This is a genomic window from Pseudomonas sp. 382 (assembly GCF_002759075.1).
Classification (GTDB): domain Bacteria; phylum Pseudomonadota; class Gammaproteobacteria; order Pseudomonadales; family Pseudomonadaceae; genus Aquipseudomonas; species Aquipseudomonas vlassakiae.
Genome location: NZ_PEMX01000018.1, coordinates 38,408 through 58,287, shown reverse-complemented (window position 1 = coordinate 58,287; position 19,880 = coordinate 38,408). Strand labels below are relative to the sequence as shown.

At 55.4% G+C, this 19,880-nt stretch carries 23 protein-coding genes and 1 pseudogene; 13 read left to right on the top strand and 11 right to left on the bottom strand.

Going from position 1 to position 19,880, the window contains the following annotated elements; genetic code table 11:
* Positions 1-272: 272 nt before the first annotated feature.
* The 7 genes from CQW31_RS19625 to CQW31_RS31360 all read right to left on the bottom strand — a co-directional run bounded on the left by CQW31_RS19625 (position 273) and on the right by CQW31_RS31360 (position 6,374).
* The gene (locus tag CQW31_RS19625) at positions 273-932 is read right to left on the bottom strand and encodes an isoprenylcysteine carboxylmethyltransferase family protein (RefSeq protein ID WP_011953093.1); all 660 of its coding nucleotides are present in this window, start codon (positions 930-932) and stop codon (positions 273-275) included.
* Positions 929-1,204: a DUF2933 domain-containing protein gene (locus CQW31_RS19620; protein ID WP_011953094.1), complete on the bottom strand. Its 276-nt coding sequence runs from the start codon at positions 1,202-1,204 to the stop codon at positions 929-931. The genes CQW31_RS19625 and CQW31_RS19620 overlap by 4 nt, the downstream gene beginning before the upstream one ends.
* Positions 1,205-1,229: 25 nt before the next feature.
* Positions 1,230-1,685 (bottom strand): hypothetical protein, encoded by a 456-nt coding sequence (locus CQW31_RS19615; protein ID WP_011953095.1) that lies wholly within the window; start codon positions 1,683-1,685, stop codon positions 1,230-1,232.
* A gap of 138 nt (positions 1,686-1,823) precedes the next feature.
* On the bottom strand, positions 1,824-2,846 hold the full coding sequence (locus tag CQW31_RS19610; protein WP_047932759.1) for a cytochrome D1 domain-containing protein: 1,023 nt from the start codon (positions 2,844-2,846) through the stop codon (positions 1,824-1,826).
* Positions 2,847-3,111: 265 nt separating this feature from the next.
* Positions 3,112-3,312: a heavy-metal-associated domain-containing protein gene (locus CQW31_RS19605; protein ID WP_004575963.1), complete on the bottom strand. Its 201-nt coding sequence runs from the start codon at positions 3,310-3,312 to the stop codon at positions 3,112-3,114.
* Between the two features lie 337 nt (positions 3,313-3,649).
* Positions 3,650-6,172: a heavy metal translocating P-type ATPase gene (locus CQW31_RS19600; protein WP_137108948.1), complete on the bottom strand. Its 2,523-nt coding sequence runs from the start codon at positions 6,170-6,172 to the stop codon at positions 3,650-3,652.
* 43 nt (positions 6,173-6,215) lie between these two features.
* Positions 6,216-6,374, bottom strand: coding sequence for a hypothetical protein (locus CQW31_RS31360; protein WP_011953098.1), 159 nt, complete (start codon positions 6,372-6,374; stop codon positions 6,216-6,218).
* A gap of 47 nt (positions 6,375-6,421) precedes the next feature.
* On the opposite strand from CQW31_RS31360, the pseudogene CQW31_RS31355 reads away from it, so the two are divergent.
* The 7 genes and pseudogenes from CQW31_RS31355 to CQW31_RS19560 form a co-directional block, all read left to right on the top strand.
* A pseudogene (locus tag CQW31_RS31355) lies at positions 6,422-6,757 on the top strand (helix-turn-helix transcriptional regulator); the annotation flags it as partial.
* A gap of 423 nt (positions 6,758-7,180) precedes the next feature.
* On the top strand, positions 7,181-8,200 hold the full coding sequence (locus CQW31_RS31480; RefSeq protein WP_015268415.1) for an ATP-binding protein: 1,020 nt from the start codon (positions 7,181-7,183) through the stop codon (positions 8,198-8,200).
* A 123-nt stretch (positions 8,201-8,323) separates the two neighbouring features.
* Positions 8,324-8,629, top strand: coding sequence for an STAS-like domain-containing protein (locus CQW31_RS32190; RefSeq protein ID WP_080516231.1), 306 nt, complete (start codon positions 8,324-8,326; stop codon positions 8,627-8,629).
* Positions 8,630-9,046: 417 nt separating this feature from the next.
* Positions 9,047-9,280, top strand: coding sequence for a hypothetical protein (locus CQW31_RS19575; protein ID WP_156867445.1), 234 nt, complete (start codon positions 9,047-9,049; stop codon positions 9,278-9,280).
* A gap of 310 nt (positions 9,281-9,590) precedes the next feature.
* A complete protein-coding gene (locus CQW31_RS19570) occupies positions 9,591-10,514 on the top strand; it encodes a hypothetical protein (protein ID WP_011953102.1) in 924 nt (307 codons plus the stop codon).
* 220 nt (positions 10,515-10,734) lie between these two features.
* Positions 10,735-10,944: a hypothetical protein gene (locus CQW31_RS19565; protein WP_015268418.1), complete on the top strand. Its 210-nt coding sequence runs from the start codon at positions 10,735-10,737 to the stop codon at positions 10,942-10,944.
* A gap of 14 nt (positions 10,945-10,958) precedes the next feature.
* Positions 10,959-11,165 (top strand): hypothetical protein, encoded by a 207-nt coding sequence (locus CQW31_RS19560; RefSeq protein ID WP_011953104.1) that lies wholly within the window; start codon positions 10,959-10,961, stop codon positions 11,163-11,165.
* A 143-nt stretch (positions 11,166-11,308) separates the two neighbouring features.
* Here the strand turns inward: CQW31_RS19560 and CQW31_RS31710 are convergent, their stop codons facing one another.
* Complete coding sequence (locus CQW31_RS31710) at positions 11,309-11,437, bottom strand: hypothetical protein (RefSeq protein ID WP_003253468.1); 129 nt, start codon at positions 11,435-11,437, stop codon at positions 11,309-11,311.
* Between the two features lie 122 nt (positions 11,438-11,559).
* Positions 11,560-13,257, bottom strand: coding sequence for a phosphoethanolamine transferase (locus CQW31_RS19555; RefSeq protein WP_003298414.1), 1,698 nt, complete (start codon positions 13,255-13,257; stop codon positions 11,560-11,562).
* Between the two features lie 490 nt (positions 13,258-13,747).
* On the opposite strand from CQW31_RS19555, the gene CQW31_RS19550 reads away from it, so the two are divergent.
* The 3 genes from CQW31_RS19550 (at position 13,748) to CQW31_RS19540 (ending at position 15,554) form a co-directional block, all read left to right on the top strand.
* The gene (locus CQW31_RS19550; RefSeq protein ID WP_079732563.1) at positions 13,748-14,086 is read left to right on the top strand and encodes a zinc ribbon domain-containing protein; all 339 of its coding nucleotides are present in this window, start codon (positions 13,748-13,750) and stop codon (positions 14,084-14,086) included.
* A gap of 54 nt (positions 14,087-14,140) precedes the next feature.
* Complete coding sequence (locus CQW31_RS19545) at positions 14,141-15,046, top strand: cation diffusion facilitator family transporter (RefSeq protein WP_010951438.1); 906 nt, start codon at positions 14,141-14,143, stop codon at positions 15,044-15,046.
* 157 nt (positions 15,047-15,203) lie between these two features.
* The gene (locus tag CQW31_RS19540; RefSeq protein WP_011953105.1) at positions 15,204-15,554 is read left to right on the top strand and encodes a DUF3147 family protein; all 351 of its coding nucleotides are present in this window, start codon (positions 15,204-15,206) and stop codon (positions 15,552-15,554) included.
* A gap of 32 nt (positions 15,555-15,586) precedes the next feature.
* Here CQW31_RS19540 and CQW31_RS19535 read toward each other — a convergent pair whose 3' ends face one another.
* Positions 15,587-15,913 carry a DUF2790 domain-containing protein gene (locus tag CQW31_RS19535; RefSeq protein ID WP_010951440.1) on the bottom strand — a complete coding sequence of 109 codons (327 nt, stop codon included), beginning with the start codon at positions 15,911-15,913 and terminating at the stop codon, positions 15,587-15,589.
* A gap of 689 nt (positions 15,914-16,602) precedes the next feature.
* Between CQW31_RS19535 and CQW31_RS19530 the strand changes: the two genes are divergently transcribed.
* The gene (locus CQW31_RS19530) at positions 16,603-17,277 is read left to right on the top strand and encodes a heavy metal response regulator transcription factor (protein WP_003253457.1); all 675 of its coding nucleotides are present in this window, start codon (positions 16,603-16,605) and stop codon (positions 17,275-17,277) included.
* Positions 17,274-18,692, top strand: coding sequence for a heavy metal sensor histidine kinase (locus CQW31_RS19525; protein WP_010951441.1), 1,419 nt, complete (start codon positions 17,274-17,276; stop codon positions 18,690-18,692). The genes CQW31_RS19530 and CQW31_RS19525 overlap by 4 nt, the downstream gene beginning before the upstream one ends.
* 57 nt (positions 18,693-18,749) lie before the next feature.
* On the opposite strand, the gene CQW31_RS19520 is transcribed toward CQW31_RS19525, so the two are convergent.
* Positions 18,750-19,337, bottom strand: coding sequence for a hypothetical protein (locus CQW31_RS19520; RefSeq protein WP_010951442.1), 588 nt, complete (start codon positions 19,335-19,337; stop codon positions 18,750-18,752).
* 266 nt (positions 19,338-19,603) lie between these two features.
* Between CQW31_RS19520 and CQW31_RS19515 the strand changes: the two genes are divergently transcribed.
* Positions 19,604-19,825 (top strand): hypothetical protein, encoded by a 222-nt coding sequence (locus tag CQW31_RS19515; RefSeq protein WP_010951443.1) that lies wholly within the window; start codon positions 19,604-19,606, stop codon positions 19,823-19,825.
* The last annotated feature ends 55 nt before the right edge of the window (positions 19,826-19,880 follow it).

Genomic DNA, 19,880 nt, shown 5'->3' with positions numbered 1-19,880 from the left:
CCGGGATGCATTCAGATCAGAGTAGTAGCTGACGTTTGAGCAGAGATCTTCGTGCATCACGATCTATATGGGTCGAAAGCGGACAGGGCATCGCAAAGTCATCCAACTGCCTGAGTTATCCGAACGCCAACAAGGATTCCACCGAGCTTGTCGACAAGAAAACCCGCGACAACTCAGAGTGTTATCCGAGCAAACAGACTTTGGATACCCTATTCCCGCTAGAAACACTGCCGCTGAAACCCTCCTGGCATGTAGCTCCTTCGTCCTACGCTTCAGCCTCTATGACCCCCACCCAACCTTTCGCGCAGGTGCGGAACGAACCTAGGCGTAACGCGGGTATAAGCTTCGTAGGCAGCGCCAAACTGCTTGTGCATTTCCCGCTCTTCGGAAACCGCCAAACGCCCGTACATCACCAGCAACACCGGGAACATTGCCAGCGTCAGCAGCGTCGGCCACTGAAGGAGAAAGCCCAGAAGAATCAGCACAAATGCCACGTACTGCGGATGTCTGATCCAGCCATAGGGCCCGACCGTTGCAAGTGAACGGCGGCGTTGCGCGTGATATAGCACGTTCCAGGCGGCAGAAAGCAAATAGAAGCCGAAACCCAGGAATAGGTAACTGGCAATGTGCAAAACACTGAAGTGTGGGTTGCCCTGGTCACCGAGCAACGTCGACCACAGATGGCCGGATTCGTGGGAAAGCAGATCGAGGTTGGGGAACCTGGCCTGCAACCAGCCTGACAACAGATAGATCGTCAGGGGGAAGCCATACATTTCCACAAACAGGGCAACGATGAAGGCCGAGAATGCACCGAAGCTCCTCCAGTCTCTCGCCGTTGCCGGCTTGAAGAAACTGAAGGCAAACATGATGAAGATCGCGGAGTTGATGAAAACCAGCGACCAGAGGCCATACGCGCTTTCACCATGATTCATGATGGATCTCCCGGCTTATGGATATCAGCCTTATCGGAGGGGGCCGGTTTGCTCTGGCCCTGGTGATGGTGTCCCCCATGTCCTCGATGCATGAAGACATGCATCAGCGGACAGGCGAGCAACAACAGATAAGGCAGGGCTCCAACGACATGGGCAAGGTGCTCGGTGAGCAGGAAGTAGACGGCGATCCCACCGATTACCACCAGGCCGATTGCATAGCGTGAACGCCAGAAACTGTGTGGTGAGCCGTTTTCATCGAAGTGAGGGTTCATAGCGACTCCTGGGAAAGGAGATGGGTTACTTCGATGCAGCAGATGGCATGCGGTCCATCATCATCTGCATCATCGACTCCATCATGTCCATGCGCTTTTCCATCATCTGGTGGCGGGCGGCCATATCCCCGCCCATGCCGCCATGCATGCCCCCCATTTCAGGCATGCCACCCTCCATGGACTTCATCATGGCCATGCCATTTTTCATCAGCGCCATATGCTCGGCCATCAACGCCTGACGGGCTTCCGGCGTTTTGGCTGCAGCCATCTTTTCGTGCATGGCTTGCATGGCCTTCATTTGCTGGTCCATCGCCGCCATTTGCCCTTTGTCCATTGGCTGAGAAGGCGTCTTCTCGGTAGCCGCCGCGCTTGGCGCATCGGCCGGGTGATGTGTCGAGTGTTCATCGGTGTTTTGCGCCATGGCGCCCACGGACGCTGCGGCCAAACAAAGTCCGATCAGTAAATTTCGAACGTTGTTCATCATCATCTCCTTAGCACTGTTTTAAAGCCGGATGCCTTGGTCTGGGCGCTAGGCCTCACCTGGCACGACAAGCAAATTACTGCGCCGGCGTGAATGCTCATTTTTCGCGTCGTGCTCGGGTTGTACACCGACGGGCTATTATTGGGCACTCGGCGGCTCGAAGCTGATCCCGTTTGGCCCGGCGCCAACCTTATGGGTAGCAACGACCTTTCGGCTGCTCGTATCGATGACAGATACGGTGCCCGCTTCAATATTGCTGACAAACACATAAGCGCCGTCGCTGCTGATGGCCACACCATGGGCACCCTTGCCGGTGGTCACGGTGCCCAGGCTGCTACGCGTCTGGAGATCTACGATGGAGACTCGGTCGTCCGGATTCTGGCCACTGCCCTGATTCGCGACATAGACCTGGCGACCGTCAACGGTGGCCATCATCTGGATTGGCGTGCGGCCGACATCAACCTTGCTGATCACCTTGCGTCTGGCCGTGTCGATGATGCCAAGCTGATTTGTCGCACTGAGCGAGACGAATGCCAGGCGACCGTCAGGGGCAAAGCCGACCTGGACAGGGCCTTTGCCCACGGGAATCTGCGCGGTTTCTTTGAGTGTGACGACATCGATAAGCGATACGCTGTCGCTCTTCATGTTCGCGATATAGAGTGTCCGGCCATCAGGGCTCAAGCGCAGCCCATGGGGATAACGCCCAGTTGGAATACCGGGCAACTCGATTCGCTGCTCAAGGTCAAATACTCGCACCTGGTTGGCAGCGGAATCGGTCACAAAAGCTCGCAGCCCGGTGACGTCGGTGACCACATGAGCCGGGTGATCGCCTGCCGGGAAGCTGAACGGTGGCCTGTCCAGCGCGCTGGTACTGAACACCAGCAACTGCCCACCGGGCTTTTCACCGCTCGAATGCCCCGCATGTCCAGCCACTCCAACAACCAGAAGCAAGCTGCCGTCGGGCGAAACCTGTAGGTTGTGGGGTGCGATCGGCAAGGCGACCGTGCTCACATCACCTGTCGCAAGATTTACCTGGCTAATGGAAGCGGACCGTTCATTGGCCGTGTAGACGTTACCCGTAGGGTTTGCCATGACCAGCCCCAGAGGGATGAGCAGGAATATCCCCAAGGCCATAGAACTAAACCGCTTGGCAGTCATCATTGTGAATGAGCTCCAACGAGGGGCCGGGGTATGTGAGCCAGGCTGGCCTATACATTTACTCAAGATAAACACCAATCGCGAAGCATTTTCTTGATCAGCGTCAACGTCCACAGCTTGACTCGGCACTGGGTGATCGAAGGCCGTCCATTTCTTGGGGAGTATTGCTGGCTATCCCGACCCGGAGTCAGTCGACATCAGGCTGTATATGAAGAAACCGCGCCATGAAACATGGCACGGCGGCTTGCCATCTGAGCGGTAACGAGACTTAGCGACTGACTTTGGTTGGGTAACCAAGCGCCTGGACCAGTGCACCGACGCGTTCCGCCTCGATGTTGCTTTGGACACTCACTGTACCGGCAGCACGATCAACGATCACCTTCGCGTCGCCATCGGCAGCCTGGATGGCCTTGGTGATCTTGTTGACACAACTGCCACATCCCATACCGGAAACTTCCAAAACGAACATAGCGGGCCTCTCATGCTGGTACGGCTTTTCTCGCCGCATTTACAGCTTCAACCTTGACACGATGACAAGGTCAAGGCCCGGTCAAAGGATTTATCTTCGCCCTGAAATCTTGTCCAACTCCTCTGGCGGCGGCCCCTGCTGCATCACAATTGTCCCTTACGATCTTGGCAGAAGATGGCGGACGTCGCAGTTGCCCGATGTCCTCCATCAGGACCAGATTGGCGCCGAACTCGCGGACATACCCGCTAAGGCCAAAGCCCTAGACAGTCAGTCATATGGATCAGGCGTTGAAACGCTGATGGCGGAACTTCCTCTCATAGGTTGCGGTGTGCCCATTTCAGTCTGTGACTACGCGCTTCAGCCGCAGTGCGTTGAATACCACGGAAGCCGAACTTACGCTCATGGCCAATGCCGCAATCATCGGTGACAATAGATGGCCGGTAAGCGGGTAGAACAAACCTGCCGCCAGCGGTATGCCCATAGCGTTGTAGAAGAATGCGAAGCCCAAGTTTTGACGCATGTTCTTCACCGTGGCCACGGATAGTGTTCTGGCCCGCAGGATGCCCATCAGGTCGCCCTTGACCAGCGTCAACTGGGAGCTGTTCATGGCAACATCGGTGCCAGTTCCCATGGCGATCCCGACATCAGCCCGGGCGAGCGCAGGGGCATCGTTGATCCCATCTCCTGCCATGGCAACCCGGCGCTTATCGCCCTGCAGGAGCGCCACCAGTTGCTCCTTGTCCTCGGGTTTCACTTCTCCGTGGACTTCCTCGATGCCGAGTTGTTTCGCGACCGCACGTGCCGTAGTCAGGCCGTCGCCGGTGGCCATGATGACCTTCACATCTTCTGCCTGTAGCCGGGTTACCGCCTCCTTGGAGGTGGGTTTGACCGGATCGGACACCGCTAGCAGGCCAGCGAGCACGCCATCGACGGCCAAGTACATGATACTCATGCCTTCCAGACGCAGCTGCTCGGCGCGGTCTCGCAACGGACTGGTGTCGAGGCCAGCCTCTTCCATCAAGGTCGTGTTGCCAAGCTGCAGCCGTTTGCCGTTCACCTGGCCACGTACACCGATCCCAGAGCCCGACTCAAACGCCTCTGGCTTGGACAAGCTGTGTCCATGCGCTCGCGCATGATCGACAATCGCATGTGCCAGCGGATGCTCGCTGCCTTGGTCCAGGCTGGCGGCAAGGCGCAAGACTTCGGGTGGCATGAACTGCCCGGTACCGACCACGCTATGAAACACTGGCCGGCCCTCGGTGAGGGTCCCGGTCTTGTCGACGATCAGCGTGTCGATCTTGCAGAGGTTCTCGATAGCACTGGCGTCTCGGAAGAGCACGCCACTGCTGGCAGCCTTCCCGGTAGCGACCATGATCGACATGGGAGTGGCTAGGCCGAGCGCGCAGGGGCAGGCAATGATCAGGACCGCGACCGCATTGATCAGGCCGAAGACCCAGCCAGGCTCCGGTCCGAAAAGCCCCCAGCCGAAGAGCGTGACCAGCGCGACCAGAATCACCCCCATGACGAAATAGCCGGCCACGGTGTCCGCCATCCGCTGCATCGGGGCTTTCGAGCGCTGAGCCCGCGCGACCATCTGCACGATTTGCGAGAGCACTGTCTCGGCGCCGACCTTCTGCGCCGCCATCACAAGGCTGCCGTGGGTATTCAGCGTGGCACCGATGAGTGCATCCCCAGCTTTCTTCATCACTGGCACGGGCTCGCCTGTCAGCATGGATTCATCGATAGCACTTTCGCCTTCCAGGACCACCCCGTCGACCGGCACCTTCTCGCCAGGGCGAACGCGCAGGTGGTCGCCCGTATGCACGTGGGTGAGCGGAATATCTTCCTCCTGACCATCGGCCCCGATGCGACGGGCCGTCTTGGGGGCAAGACCCAGGAGCGACTTGATGGCGGCGGAGGTTTGTGAGCGCGCCTTGAGCTCGAGCATTTGGCCGAGCAACGTTAATGAGATGATGACTGCAGCCGCTTCGAAGTAGACACCGATGCGGCCATCCTGCATGAAAGTCGTCGGGAAAACCTGCGGGAACACTGTGGCCGCAACGCTGTATAGGTACGCCGCAGCCGTTCCCAAACCTATCAGGGTCCACATATTCGGGCTGCGATTACGAATCGATGCGACCCCACGCACGAAAAACGGCCAGCCAGCCCATAGTGTCACGGGAGTGGCCAGAATCAACTCCACCCAATTCTGTGTGGCACCATGCAGCAATTGGAGTTGGTGGGCAGTCATGGCCAACACGGTCACGATGACCGTCAGGGGCAAGGTCCACCAGAAGCGGCGGGAGAAGTCCTTGAGTTCCGGGTTCTCGTCTTCCTCAAGCTCCGGTATTACCGGCTCTAGGGCCATGCCACAGATTGGGCAACTGCCCGGCCCACGCTGGCGGATTTGGGGATGCATCGGGCAAGTGTATTCGGCGTCCGCCGCGTTGCTTGGCTGCGGGGCAGCCGAGTGGAGATGGCCCGCGTGTTCTTGGTCCTGGGGAGGGCTAAGATAATGCACAGGCGCTGCGCGGAATTTCGTCAGGCACTTTTCACTGCAGAAGCGGTATGTCCTTCCCTCGTATAGCTCGAAGTAGCGACTATCCGGTGGCACCGTCATACCGCATACCAAATCGCGCTGACTACCATCCGGTTGCTCATACGGGTGCGAGTGGTCATGGTCATGGTCATGGTCATGCTGGCACGATTCGGTGTGCATGAAGTAGTTCCCTTTGTTGTCCGGTTTGGACGAGTTTTCACCCTTCTGGTGAGAATACCCGCCATGGTTGTGCCCGAAGAGTTGCGTCAGCGGACAGAGCAACAAAATTAAATAACTGTAGTGCCTGTGACAGGTGGCCATAGTGCACGAGCCACATAAAACAGGCCAAATATGGCCAGCATGATCAGTGCAATACCGCCTTTAGTCCGCCAAAAAGGTATTGCCAGATCTGTACCACGGCGATGGGCTCCATCATGATCAACTCCCAAGCTGGGTGGGAAATATCGGCCGCTGCCGTATTGTCCAGCCTAGACAACATCTCCTTGAACAGCTGTGACGCCAATCAATGCTCCTGTAAGCGTGTCGATTATTGTTGTGGTGTAGCGTCATGGCATAGATCATTTCTGGAGGTTGCTGATCCTGCTGCTGCACCAGTGGTTGCCCTTCGACAATGCGCTGGCTGCCTTGTACCCCGGCGAGGGAGTGCCCAAGCCGCTGGAGGAGTACGACGCCGGCTCCCGGTGGGGAACGCCGTCCATGCTTTCCTGCCTGGACGGCCTATACTTGCTCGACCCCTTCTACCAGGCCTGTCAGGAAGGCCTGCCCAGTGGGCTGTAACGCCTGGAGGAGATCGCTTCTGACCAGTTCCGTCAAAGCGAGTACTTCCTCAGTTACTTCCACGCCAACGCATTGGAAGACGAGGTGCAGTTCGTTCTCCAGTTGCCGGCCAAGGTAGCCTTATGCGATCTAACAGCTCAAGCCCCAGACCTGATACATGCGGTGCGGTACAGCGCTGATCGGGTCACTCTTCGCTGTTCCCCTTCCAGCTTTGCCTTTGCCCACAGCAGACGTCGGAGATGAAACTGCTCGGCGGACTCACAAACCTGCTCCAGTGCTCTCGCACAAGGCTTTGATCTGGCCATCTTTGCTTGAATGGCTGACCCGTGGCAGGGCGTTGGCCGTGTTTTCTTCGTGCGTGTTGAGCCCAAGGCGAGCGCGATCCACCATCCACAGGCCGCTACTGCCGCGCGCCAATTCTATGCCGGCACTACTCGTCAAAAAATAGGTGAGTGCTTACCCGGCAGGCAATGGGCTACTATCGAGCCCTATATCTATCCGAAAGGGTTAGCTCCGTTGCCAGGGAATTGCATGCAGGCCATCGATATTGAAAACGCGATCGTTCTTCCTTGGGGGCTTGGCTCAAGATCGCCCCATGACCTGTTTTCTGTGTGCGCAGAAATCATTAACTGCCCTGGTGACATCGTTTTAGACGCTAGCAACCTCTCGTATATCGATCCGTTAGGGATGGCCACGCTGCGAGCGTTGTTTGAAAACCAGTTGGTCCAGAAGCGAGTTTCGATGCAGTTTTTGAGCAGAGACCTGACCTCCTACCTGGCCAGGATGGATTTTTTCAAGGACATTGATGTAGAGGGTGTAGATCTATCGGGGGTAGGACGTCGAAACGACCGAAGCACCTCGTTGGTGGAAATCACCAAAATCAGCGAACACCATCAAGCAGAGGCTGCAGCCTCTCGCCTCGCTAGAGCTATTACGGGAAGGTTGACTCAATCGGACCCGGATGCCCCAGTCGACGAGCACACGGGACGGAATGAGTTTGACTCCTACCGGGGCCCTCTGGAGTATTCGCTCAAGGAGCTATTGGAAAACTCGCTTACTCACGCCCGCAGAGAGGGACGTGGTGACGCCGCCGTTTGGCTGACCTGTCAGTTTTATCCAAAATTGAACCTTGTACGCATGGCCATCGTCGATAATGGGTGTGGGTTTCTCGCGACACTGAGGAATCACCCTGAGCTTCATGACCGCACGCATTTGCACGCGATCGAGGCGGCACTCAAACCGCGAGTGAGCTGCAACCGGGGTGCGATGGCCCAGATCCTGGGTAGCGAGAACCAAGGTATCGGGTTAACAACTACCGCAAAAATTGCAGACGCGGCGGGCGGTGGTTTGATCATCGTGAGCGGCAATGGCATACATGACACAAAGCGTCGGCAGTCTCAGGAGCTGCATGATGCGCTGTGGAATGGTGTATCGATCGCGTTTAGCTGTACCCGTGAGCTGCTGCCCACCATTTCGATCAGTGACTTGCTGCCGAAGGACGATGCAGGACAGGTTGACGACGATCTCGACCTAGATCTGAATTTCCGCTAGCTCTGGCTTTTTGATAGCTCGAGGGCTAGAGTCGATCATGCAAGGAGCGGTAAATGGGAGATTCAGCGTCAACTGAAACTCTCGGGCTGCAAAAAAGGATTATGCAATACAAGGGGTTACGACATGCAAACTCAAATTCGATTAAGTAGGGATAGTTCTATCCGAACGTACGGAATGCGAGCTTCAGCGATCCCCTACCGTACCGAAATCGAACGCTCGCTCAGCAGTGGTGAGAGCGTTGTCATAGATTTCGCTGGGAACGATGTCACTCAGTCCTTCGTCGACGAGTTGATCGGGGCGCTGATTCTGAAGGAGGGTCGCCAGGTGGTATCGCGCCTTGCCTTTGAAAACTGCACCAACGATGTCAAAGGAATCATTAAATTTGTGGTCCATGATCGAGTTCGACAGCTGCAAAAAATGCCCGCGTGACGGATCCGCATTGAATTTAAGGCCCTCAATATTGAGGGCCTTTTCATTGGTGCCAGGCAAAAGATAGCCGTCTTGAGTGGCCCCCATAGCTCGCCCTGAAAAGCGAATGTCAGGGGACACACCGCAGAAAAGCGTTCTGTAGCGGAGGAATACGTGGAAAACGGAGCTTAGGTTTCCTCATTGAGATGTGTAGAAATCCATCGCGACTCACCTATGCAAAGGCTGCGAAAAGCCTGAATCTACTGGGGTATCGTGGCGTGAGATATGTGCAAAAAAATGTGCACAGCATCTGCGGATTGGAGAGCTGGCTTGGCTCCTTAAGTAAAACCATCAAGCTGCAACGGACCTGCAACTCCTGCGGCTTGAAGCAAAGCGGGTAATACCACCCCTGAGCCCTACGAGGTGGTGTTCCGGTTTTTGACCAAACGAGAGCACGCCAGGCGCGCAAATGAGCTGCACGACCAGCTGAATGAAGTGCTCGGGGTGGCCAGAAATCTCAACGATGGGCTGTACTTCGGTGGAGCAGACGTCACGGTGCTACAAGACTTTACCATGCTCGATGCGGAAGACTTCGTGCGGTACAACCTTCACGACTGGCTCAGTGTTGGGGATACCGATGAAGATGAAGAAGGTGCCGATGATGCTGACTGAGCTGCTATCGGCCTCCCCTTTAGGATCTGGGTTTGACCTTAGCTGACCGGCTGCTCTACAAACCAATTGATTTTCTCCGGAGCCGGTGTCACTGTCGCTCCAAGAATAGCCCCCACGCCTCGGGCAGGTCCCAGACCTGTACTGCGCATCAGGGGGTTAGTTGTTTCTAGGGCCCGCCCAGGTCGATCAGGCATGCTTTGGGCTGGCCTCAAACCAGTGGGTGACCACCATAAGGGTCAGTTAGGCCTACTGCTGCCTATCCTCGCTCGTTACCATCCAGAAACCCTCTATTGATACGGTTTCAGCAAAGATGGATGTCTATAAGCTCCGCATCGAAGACACAGAAAGCAAGATCATCGACAAGGAAGGTTTCGAGGCCGAGACCTTCCGCAGAGATCCGTGGTACCAGCCTGGAAGTGCGGGCAAGCTAGCTCAGTTTGCTGTATGCCCGGCATGCGACAACCCTGTCCAGCTGGTTGGGCTGTATGAGCTACCGCCTAACGTGAAGAACCCATTCGGGAAACATGCTACTAAGAGCATTCGCGGCATCGCTCCATTTGATAGTGAGGCCCGTAACGATTGCCCGTACTTCAAGCCTCGCCAGCATAAGAAAACAGAACGAAAAACCAGGTTTGACGGCGTCCCGCGGAAGATTCTCAAGCTATTGATCGAACAGTTCGATCGCGTGGTTTACATCCTGGAGAAAGAGACCCAACTGGTCCTTTCCGAGAACGCGTTGAGAGGCATGCTGCAGCGTTACAAGGGAGAGCGTGGCTACCTCTATACCGGCGCGACGCTTCGCAATGTGCCATGGATCTTTGCTTACATGTCGGACGCCACCCGCCTGTTTGGCCAGAAGGTCAGTGGAAATGCTGAGCTGGTGAAAGCTATTGCCGCTGAGGTGCCGGGGGCGGAAATCAGCAGCACTGGTCGGCTGGAATCGAAGAAGGTGCCTGGTTCGAAGGCGGCATATTTTGATCTCAAAATGAGTTTCATCCGCCATCGAATCGTCAAAGACAGTGAAGCGTCTGGCTTGGTTGAAAGCATGGAGTTTGTAGTGTCACAGCCTCGCGGAGGTGAGCTTGAGCACATTCACAAGGAAGTCATCAAATTCGATTCGGCTTGGTTCGAATCTCTTATCCGGATGCCGGTTGATCATCCTTATCGCAGAATGGATAGAGTGAAGATGGCCCGGGAGGAACTGGGCGATCTGCTGGAGCTGACTCAGGCCTGAGGAGGCCTGCTGTAAACCACTTTTTTTCACTGTAAACCACAGTGGTTTACAGTGAAAAAAGTGGTTTACAACGTAGCTATGACACGCGCCCTGGCCACTCCCCAGGCCAGCGCGCTCCTCATTGGTTCGTTCAGCCGGACGTCGAACACCTGTGCTGCTCGGGGCCTTGCCACGCCGCGGTGTCCTATAATTCATCTTCAGCTGAGTGGAGCAAAATGTTGTGAAGCGCACATTCATTGGAATGGTCGAGGCTGGTGAGCCACTGATGAGGCAAGCGCTTGAAGCTATCCGACAGGCCCACGAAGCGGAGGCTGCTGGATTGCCAGACCTTGAGGTACAGCGTCTTCACCTATTGGCAGATTCGCTCTATCAGGCGGTCATTGATTTTCAGCTCCTCAAAGCAGGTAAACCACCGTCGACTATCCAGTGAGGACCTGCCGCTACATGACGAAAAAGATACCAGCTCTTCTCCCCGACCACCCCATGTATACCGACGCAGTGGATGCGATGAAGCAATACCACGAGGCGCAGGCTTCTGGCTCATCTGCCGAAGAGGTTGAGCGCCTGCGTCAAATCGCAGAATCACAATTTCGGGCTGTCAGCGAGTATCAGCTCAACGCTCTGGGATATCAGTCTCGTCGTCCGCACTGAAGGGATAACCGATCCGGAGGTAGCTTCAGAATCCATCAAGCCAAGCGGAAGACTCACGACGCGGTCCGATTGATCAGCGAGACGGTCGGGAGGGTTTGCACACAGCCCCAAAAAAAAAGCAGCTCCCGAGAGCTGCTTTTTTCTTACTCCCCCTTTTTGTGCTTGTGGGGTTTCAGGTCCGGATGGTCCTTCTGCTTTTCAGGGGTGACTCGCTGCCTTTTGTCCGGAGTGCCATCTTCATTGGTGCGCTTTGGGCCTGGCTTGATGCTCATGCAAAACTTCCTTTTCCGCTTGGGTTGTTGAATGCAGCTATGTAATTAGTCCAGCTTCTCTCAGCTGTCAAAGCAGGCTGGTGCAGAACCGCCTGGCCGATGATCCGGTCCACATCGAACATTCAGAGGCCAGAATAAGAGCCTCCGACAAAGGGCTTACAAGGGGCAGTGAAATCCAGCGCTGAGCGATACGAAGACGTCTGGACGTTCATCATGCCGAGCACGGTGTGGAACAGGTTGTCGTGGCTCAGCGGTGACGTGGTTTGAGCTTTCAAACAACCCACGTTGACCTTTTCGCTCTTCGCGAGCGAGTCAGACATCCAAAGTACCAACGGCACCTTTGTTTGCTCGTCAGGAGCCATCGCGTAAGGCAGCCCGTGTAGATAGAGCCCACCCTCCCCCAGCGATTCGCCGTGGTCCGAAACGTACATCAGCGCAGTGTCGAACTTGGTGTTGGCCGCCAGGATATCGATGAGATTTGCAGTCACATAATCGGTGTAGAGGATTGAGTTGTCGTAGGCATTGACCACCTCCTCCTGCTTACATTTGTCGAGCTCGTTGGTCTCGCACACCGGTGCGAATTTCTTGAATTGCGAGGGGTAGCGCTTGTAGTAGGCCGGGCCGTGACTGCCTTTGTAGTGGAGCACCAGGACAGCATCGCCTTCCTGGCGCTTGATGAAGTCTTGCATCTCCGTGAGCAGCACCCCGTCCTTACACTCCTCGCTGGTGCACAGTTGGGAATCCGCGTGAGAGGCAGCCTTGTGGTTGGGAACCCTGTCGCAGACCCCTTTGCACCCCGAGTTGTTGTCAGTCCACATGACACTGATGCCAGCGCGTTGAAGCACGTCGAGCAGCCCTTCTCGGCTCTTGGCCAAGCCATCTTTGTACTGGGCCTTACCCACGTCCAGGAACATGCATGGCAGCGAGACCGCGGTAGCGGTACCGCAGGAGCTCACGTTCGTGAAGCTAATGACATTTCGCTTTTCTAGTTCCGGATTCGTTTCACGGGAGTAGCCGTTGAGGGAGAAGTTGGCGGAGCGAGCGGTCTCTCCTACTGCCAGTACCAGCAGCCTGGGTTTACGAGCCGCACCCTGTCGATTAACTACCGCATCAGTACCAATGGCCGTCAGCGTTTTAGGTGAGGCCAGCTGACGCTTCAGGTACCCATGGCCAGCCGCAAACAAGTTGGTAGGTACCAGAATCAGCCGGATCTCCCGATTGTTGCGCAGCAAGGAGGCATACGACTGGTACTGACTCAACGCGATGCCAGATAAGGTCAACAGAGCGAGCGACAGAGCAATGAACCTGCTGACCAAAGCTTTGGCCCAAGGCTTGCGCCGGAGGGGAACCCGGGCAATCAGGTAGACGGGCAACACCCCAACCATTGCGACCCAAAGACCGAGCTTCCAATTCAGCAGCTCGGTTGCCTCAGCGACGTCGGTCTCCACAACGTTGGTGAACATTGTGTAATCGATCACGATGCCGTAGGCATTCATGAAGTAACTCGCAAAAGACGCGCTGATCAGTACCAGGCACAGTATGGGTTTGGCCAGCCGCCCCCATGACAGCAAGCTCAGAACGGTAAACACCCATGCGAATACTATGACTGGGAGGCTAGCCGCTAGCTGCCAGTTCACTTCATCGGTTTTGAATACCAGCTTCCAGAGCACGTTCCAGAGCTCAGCGTTCGCGAATAGCAGTAACCAAAAAGTCACCAGGCCGATTAGCAAATTAGTACTGATGCCTTTCTGCCGCGCATTGCGAATAGCAAAGATCCATTTGCTTAACAGGGTGTGAACAATGGATTTGGAAGGTGTCATTATCAAACTCTGGAAGCTGCTTATCCATGGCGGTAGCTATGGAGTTAGCGGGAGCTACAAGGCAAACCGTCGACAGATGCTGAGCGATTGCGCAATGTGCGGAGCGTCAGAGGCCTTAGGCCCCTAGGCGTTGGGGACGCTTAGTATGTGTGAGGCATAGGGATAAAAAGAGAAATGAATCTCGCTGAGCGCATTATTTCCGGGACCTGATAACGACACGATGACCTCGGGATTACAATGCTGACAGAAATCCAATTACTGCTGTTTTGATTGTCATTGATCACGCTATGATCAAAATTAGGGGAATACTACCCACCAAAAGCAATGCTCCGCTCAGCTAGATAAATTTAATTTCACAAACAAAACGGTTTCGTTTTGTCGTAGGCTAATTTTGAACTTTCAATTCAACTTACAAGTCTTTCTCGCGAGCAGAACATAATTTTCAACTTTTGCTCGTTAATATGTCACCCATCAATGAGGGGCGAATACCATGAGCTTTTTCAAAAACATCCTGGGCGGGCACCATGGCCGTGGAAACCACGGTGGAGGCAAGCACCACAGCGGGGGACATGGGGCCGAGCAATATGATCGCCATGGCCGGCAGCAGGGCTGCGACGGCGGTAATCAGGTGTATGACGGCGGGCGCCCTCCCACTCCTGCCCCCATCAAAGATCTGCAGGGCTGCAGGCAGTGCCGGACGGCCAACGATCCGTCAGCACGCTTTTGTCTAAACTGCGGAACACCGCTATCGAGTGGTTGCACCGCCTGCGGCTCGCTGCTGAGTGCAGGAGCAAGATTTTGCAGTCAGTGTGGCCAAGCGACGCTCTAAGGCTAGGTAGACAGGAAGGCCAACGAGACCACAACCCTGCGCAAGGAGAAATACGTGGGTTCAAATCATGACCATGGCAGCGCTGCAGTACGCGAGGGGCATCAGAAGAAGCTAATCATGGCGCTCGGCTTGACTGGCAGCTTCATGATTGCAGAAGTGATCGGTGCGTGGATTACCGGCAGCCTGGCGCTGCTGTCGGACGCATCTCACATGTTCACAGATACTGCCGCCTTGGCGATCTCACTGATTGCACTTCAGATAGCCAAGCGGCCGGCGGATCAGAAAAGAACCTTCGGCTATGCGCGCCTGGAAATTCTGGCTTCGACGTTCAACGCCGTGCTGCTCTTCCTGGTGGCGATGTACATCTTGTATGAGGCCTACCAGCGCTTCTTCATGCCGGCGGAGATCGCTACCGGAGCGATGATGTGGATCGCAATCGCCGGCCTGATCATCAACCTAATTTCGATGCGCCTTCTGGCATCTGCGAGCAACGAAAGCCTCAACGTCAAAGGAGCCTACCTCGAAGTTTGGAGCGACATGCTCGGCTCGCTTGGCGTAATCATCGCGGCACTTATCATCCGCTTCACCGGCTGGACCTGGGTCGACACGATTGTCGCTGTGGCGATCGGCCTTTGGGTTCTGCCGCGGACGTGGCAGTTGCTTCGCGAAAGCCTGGGGATCCTCATGGAGGGTGTCCCGAGGGGGCTCGACGTTACGGCAATCGAGGCCACCATCCTCGGAGTAGATGGCGTGACGGACGTTCATGACTTGCACGTGTGGGCTGTCAGCAGTGGCAGTAACGTGATGACGTCGCACGTAGTGGTTCGGGATTCTGCAGATGGGGATGCTGTGTTGGCGGCCGTCGTGGATGCTGTCAGCGATGCATTCGAAATCCATCACTGCACCATCCAGATCGAGCGGGCAGCTTTCCACGAGAGCGTTCCCTCACCCTCGCACTGACCGATCGGTAAACACCATGCAAACACATCACCCTCCTGGCTGAGGGTGATGTTGCAAAAAAAATGCGGTGAGGGATGCCGTAAACGGCAGGAGCGCTTCAAGGGGGTTGGTGAATGGCTTCGCCTGCCCTCGTCAACAACCTCCAGAAGGCTCAGCGATGGCCTGGATCATCACGAAGTACCTACTCACTGCCGGTATAGTGATTCTCGTGTCAGAGCTGGCGAAACGCAGCGACAAGCTGGGCGGCTTGGTCGCCGCCCTACCCTTGGTCACGGTCGTGACGTTGGTCTGGCTCTATTTAGAGAACCAGAGCATGGAGAAGATCTCCAACCATGCTTGGTACACGTTCTGGTACGTGCTTCCGACCCTGCCGATGTTTATTGCTTTTCCATTGCTGCTACCTAAGCTCGGCTTTTGGCCGACACTGATCAGCAGCATCCTCATCACAATGGCCAGCTTCGGAGGCTTCGCCATACTGCTGCGCCGGTTCGGCATTGAGCTTCTATGATCCGGTGGCCGCAGGGATCATCTTGATGAGTCTTAACGGCTATTAACACACTCGCCCTTCACCAGGTAGCGAACCATGTGCAGTTCGCCTTTCGAGTCTTCGTAGGTCATCATGCTTCTTACATTACCGCAGTACCGCACATTGGGTGATACATACACCAACTTACCAACGTCCAGGTCCATGCCATAGGCGTAGTCTTCTAGTTGAGGCATGGGCTTTTTTACGCGTTGAGCATAATCCGCTGTAGCCTCTCTAGCAGTACGCTCGATGTGTTTATTGATCTCCATACCGCTTTGGGCATTGGCTGTTAGTGATGTAAAGAGCATAAACACGGCGATCGCTGATACAGTAGTGTTCATAAGAAGTCCCTTAATAAAAAAGCGCCCGTAGGGGGGCGCTAAAATTCACCTACCAAAGGAGCGTATGGTTTACAGGTGAATGCACTGGCGCGAACAACTGCTCGGTGCTCTTGCCAAGCTGCTTTGAAATGAGACAATTTCCAAAGCAGCGATGCCTCTTCCGCTGCCCTTAAACTAGCAAAGGAGGCTAACACCAAGATGATCGTGCAATTACAATTTGGACATGTAATAGATTGTAAGATAATTATTCGAGAGAATATCGAGCCGCCACGTGAACTAATTTGCAGAAAGGCGCTGCGGTTTGCGGCCGTGCATGGGGTCTGCCTGCGTGGCGCCCTCGATCCAAGGCCAGTACCAGTCCTTGCAAGCTAACGACCGAAATGCTGCCTGTCCTGGCCGATTCCACCTGCCAGGCGAATCTGTCATACACCGCCGCAGGCCCCAGAATCCGCTATGCTTAGGGGTGGAGCCTGCATGACTGTCAGAAATCTTGCGGCTACATTACAAATTTGTAGGATTTCGCCGCGGCCAGCTTCTTCGCGTTAAGATTCAAGCGTCCTCAGGTGACCCGGCGTATGGACAGAGGTAGCGACTACCACATGCCATACCCTCAGCCAAACTTTCGAACAGCCTGCAACCATAATCTTGGCGGATTAGGCCAACTCCTTCCTCACACCTTGAGATAAGTTATGCGCGTTCTAGTTGTGGAAGACGAAATTAAAACTGCCGAATATCTTCAGCAGGGCCTATCCGAAAGCGGGTATGTCGTAGATATCGTGCACAACGGTGTAGATGCTCTGCACTTGTTCAACACTAATGTCTATTCGTTGGTCCTCCTGGACGTGAACCTCCCGGGTATCGACGGCTGGGACCTGCTGGAAACCATCCGTAAGACCAGCCGGGTCCGCATCATCATGCTGACCGCCCGCGGACGCATCAATGACAAGCTCAAGGGCTTGGACGGCGGCGCGGATGACTACCTTGTGAAGCCATTCGAATTCCCTGAGCTGCTTGCTCGCATCCGTTCGCTGCAACGCCGTGGTGATGAGTTAGTCGAGAAGAGCTCGCTGAAAATTGCCGATCTGGAACTCGACTCCGTCCGCCATCGCGTCTTCCGCGGTGGCACACGCATCGATCTCACCACCAAGGAATTTGCGCTTCTGCACCTGCTCATGAGCCGAACGGGCGAAGCGCTGACTCGCTCTCAGATCATCTCGTTGGTCTGGGATATGAATTTCGATTGCGACACCAATGTCATCGATGTAGCCATCCGGCGCTTGCGCTCGAAGATCGATGACCCGTTTGAAACCAAGCTCATTCACACGCTTCGTGGCGTTGGGTACGTTTTTGAGGAACGCGCATGAGGCCATTCAGCCTGGCTGCAAAGCTGGGGTTAAAAGTTGGGTTGATGAGCGCAGCGTTGCTGCTTCTGTTCGCCACCTTTGGCTATCTGATGGTAGGCAAGGCTCTGGAAAGAAATGCCAGAGCAGACCTGGAAGTAAAGATGGCGGGGATGGCTCACAACCTGTCCACCATCCCGGACATCTCCGGCGTCAACGCGGATGCGCATCAGCTTGTCGATTTGGTCATGGGCCACAACAACCTGTATGTGAGCATATTCGATACCTCACAGAATCAGACTCCCCTGCTCTCGATTGGCTCGAAACAGGTCAATCTGGAGGTGCACAAGTTTCAGCCGGCGGCCCAGCCCAAAGAGCACGAATGGCGTGATACGCAGGACCGTCCTCTGCTGAGTGCTTCTCGAATCATGCGTTTGGGCGATGGAACAGAGGTCAGCGTCTATATGACCATGGACCAGTCATCCAGTGAGGCGCTGCTCGATGCGTTGCTGACCTGGGCCTTGATGATGTCCCCCGTCATCCTCGCACTGATCTTGGCCATTGGCTGGTGGACTGTGCGCAGAGGCCTGCTACCACTGACCAAGTTCCTCAAGATCGCCTCGAAAATCTCAACCGAGAGCCTCGACCATCGCCTTCCAACTGATGGGATGCCGGCAGAACTCAAAATGCTCGCCGACGGCATCAACATCATGCTGGCTCGCCTGGATGATGGGGTTCAGCAGCTCTCGCAGTTTTCTGACGACCTTGCTCACGAACTTCGAGCACCGCTTTCCAACCTGATGGGCAAGGCCCAGGTTGCCTTGACCAGAGAACGATCGCTTTCCGAGTACCGGGAGGTTCTGGAGTCGTGCACAGAAGAGCTGGACCGCATGAGCCGCATGGTTTCCGACATGCTGTTCTTGGCCCAGGTCAGTCATCCAGCATCAATGGTGGAGTTCGAATCCGTCTCCTTGGTCGACGAGGTTCAGCGAGTGTGCGATCTCTTCAGCATTTCAGCAGAAGAAGGCGAGATTCAGCTGCAGATCTCCGGCAGTGATGACGTGGTGCGCGGGAATCGCCTGATGGTTCAACGTGCCGTCTCGAATCTGGTCTCGAACGCGATCCGTTACTGCCCTCGCGGCCGCACGGTCTACGTTAAGGTGCAGCATAGTGCGAGCGGTACGACGTTGAGTGTCGGCAACCCCGGCCGTGGTATTGCCAAGGAACACCACGCGCACTTGTTTGAGCGGTTCTACCGTGTGGACAAGAGCCGAGCACGGAGCGAAGGCGGTACCGGTCTTGGCTTGGCCATTGTGCAGTCGATCATGAGTCTGCACCAGGGATCGGCGAGCGTGGAGGTGACCGAAGAAAACTTCACCTGGTTCCACCTTCACTTTCCGGAAGCCCAGCAAATGCAGCCGGCAATGACCGCCGCTTAAATTGCGCAGACACGATTAGGCCCGTCAATCGACGGGCCTTTTGTTTGCCTCAATGCATCAGTGCCGAAGGACCACAGGGTCCATGGGCGACCGCAGAATCACCGACTTAATAATCTTCTGTTCGTCAGGATTGGCGTTTTTCCACAGGTGTGAGAAGTACTGAGCATTCACTTTCTCTTGAGCACTTACGCTGCCGGCGGCATCGATCAGGCGCATGGTCGAGTAGACACAGATCAGCGCCAGAATGAAGAACGCCGTGGCGACCACCATCACATAACGCTTGGCCAGCACCGGTGCCCGCTTGAGCTCCTGGATAGAGGCGTCCGCCGCCTTTGTCGCTGCTGTAAGCTCCGAGATCAGTGGCTGGATGGCGGTGTCGACTCCGCGGCATGCAGCTGAATACGCTGATGCAGCGGCGCGCAAGGCAACCTCCTCCGCGTTCGACCAAGCCTTCTCCGCCTTTCGCACCTCCTCCTGAATCTGCCGGCCGACAGCGTCCACCTGCTCCACCAGTTCGTTCGACCTCTCCAAAACAGCGCTGGAGGTGCGCGTCTGCGAGGTCAGCTCATCGAGCTGGACAGTGAGTTTTTCAGTGCAGCGGCGAAAGTCACCGATAGCAACTGCCCAGGGCTCTATGTCATTCATGGCTATCTCCTAGGGCGGCCAACAACGCCGCGCTGAATTAACGCGCTAGATATCAAAATTGTAATTTAAGAGAAAATTCGAAGTCGCCCTCGACAGTGCCGAGATAGACATGATCCTTCCAGATTTGAAGATTTAACGCATCCTATCTGCAGCCAAAATTACGGAATTGTAATTATTGACTCACCTTGTCGTTAGCTTCGCGTTCCTAAACTACAAACCAACAAAGGCCGCTAATCAGGTTGGCCTAGTATGAGCCGAGGTTCACAATGAAATTTGTCAAATCTATCGCTATTGGCAGCCTGCTGCTGGGTCTCATGGGTACCGCTTACGCTGAAGGCGGCTTCGAGCGAACGAAACAGTTCAACGAGAACTTCCGAACCGAACAGGCTCGCCTATGGAGCGATGACTCTTCGGACCAGAACAAACAACAAGTCGCTCAAGAGCAAAAGAAAGAAAGCAAGGATGGTAAGGAACAAGCCGACAATTAATCGGCGGTTAAATAGGACTTCAAATGACGAAAGAAATCGACAAAAAAGCCAGGGT

Bases quoted from the DNA above. Each gene is read 5' to 3' on its own strand.
- CQW31_RS19600 (WP_137108948.1), bottom strand. From the start codon at position 6,172: ATGGCCACCTGTCACAGGCACTACAGTTATTTAATTTTGTTGCTCTGT.
- CQW31_RS19620 (WP_011953094.1), bottom strand. From the start codon at position 1,204: ATGAACCCTCACTTCGATGAAAACGGCTCACCACACAGTTTCTGGCGT.
- CQW31_RS31710 (WP_003253468.1), bottom strand. From the start codon at position 11,437: ATGAGCATCAAGCCAGGCCCAAAGCGCACCAATGAAGATGGCACTCCG.
- CQW31_RS19530 (WP_003253457.1), top strand. From the start codon at position 16,603: ATGCGCGTTCTAGTTGTGGAAGACGAAATTAAAACTGCCGAATATCTT.
- CQW31_RS19605 (WP_004575963.1), bottom strand. From the start codon at position 3,312: ATGTTCGTTTTGGAAGTTTCCGGTATGGGATGTGGCAGTTGTGTCAAC.
- CQW31_RS19515 (WP_010951443.1), top strand. From the start codon at position 19,604: ATGAAATTTGTCAAATCTATCGCTATTGGCAGCCTGCTGCTGGGTCTC.
- CQW31_RS19610 (WP_047932759.1), bottom strand. From the start codon at position 2,846: ATGATGACTGCCAAGCGGTTTAGTTCTATGGCCTTGGGGATATTCCTG.
- CQW31_RS19540 (WP_011953105.1), top strand. From the start codon at position 15,204: ATGGCCTGGATCATCACGAAGTACCTACTCACTGCCGGTATAGTGATT.
- CQW31_RS19615 (WP_011953095.1), bottom strand. From the start codon at position 1,685: ATGAACAACGTTCGAAATTTACTGATCGGACTTTGTTTGGCCGCAGCG.
- CQW31_RS19555 (WP_003298414.1), bottom strand. From the start codon at position 13,257: ATGACACCTTCCAAATCCATTGTTCACACCCTGTTAAGCAAATGGATC.
- CQW31_RS19570 (WP_011953102.1), top strand. From the start codon at position 9,591: ATGGATGTCTATAAGCTCCGCATCGAAGACACAGAAAGCAAGATCATC.
- CQW31_RS19550 (WP_079732563.1), top strand. From the start codon at position 13,748: ATGAGCTTTTTCAAAAACATCCTGGGCGGGCACCATGGCCGTGGAAAC.
- CQW31_RS19520 (WP_010951442.1), bottom strand. From the start codon at position 19,337: ATGAATGACATAGAGCCCTGGGCAGTTGCTATCGGTGACTTTCGCCGC.
- CQW31_RS19560 (WP_011953104.1), top strand. From the start codon at position 10,959: ATGACGAAAAAGATACCAGCTCTTCTCCCCGACCACCCCATGTATACC.
- CQW31_RS19625 (WP_011953093.1), bottom strand. From the start codon at position 932: ATGAATCATGGTGAAAGCGCGTATGGCCTCTGGTCGCTGGTTTTCATC.
- CQW31_RS19525 (WP_010951441.1), top strand. From the start codon at position 17,274: ATGAGGCCATTCAGCCTGGCTGCAAAGCTGGGGTTAAAAGTTGGGTTG.
- CQW31_RS19535 (WP_010951440.1), bottom strand. From the start codon at position 15,913: ATGAACACTACTGTATCAGCGATCGCCGTGTTTATGCTCTTTACATCA.
- CQW31_RS31480 (WP_015268415.1), top strand. From the start codon at position 7,181: ATGCAGGCCATCGATATTGAAAACGCGATCGTTCTTCCTTGGGGGCTT.
- CQW31_RS32190 (WP_080516231.1), top strand. From the start codon at position 8,324: ATGCAAACTCAAATTCGATTAAGTAGGGATAGTTCTATCCGAACGTAC.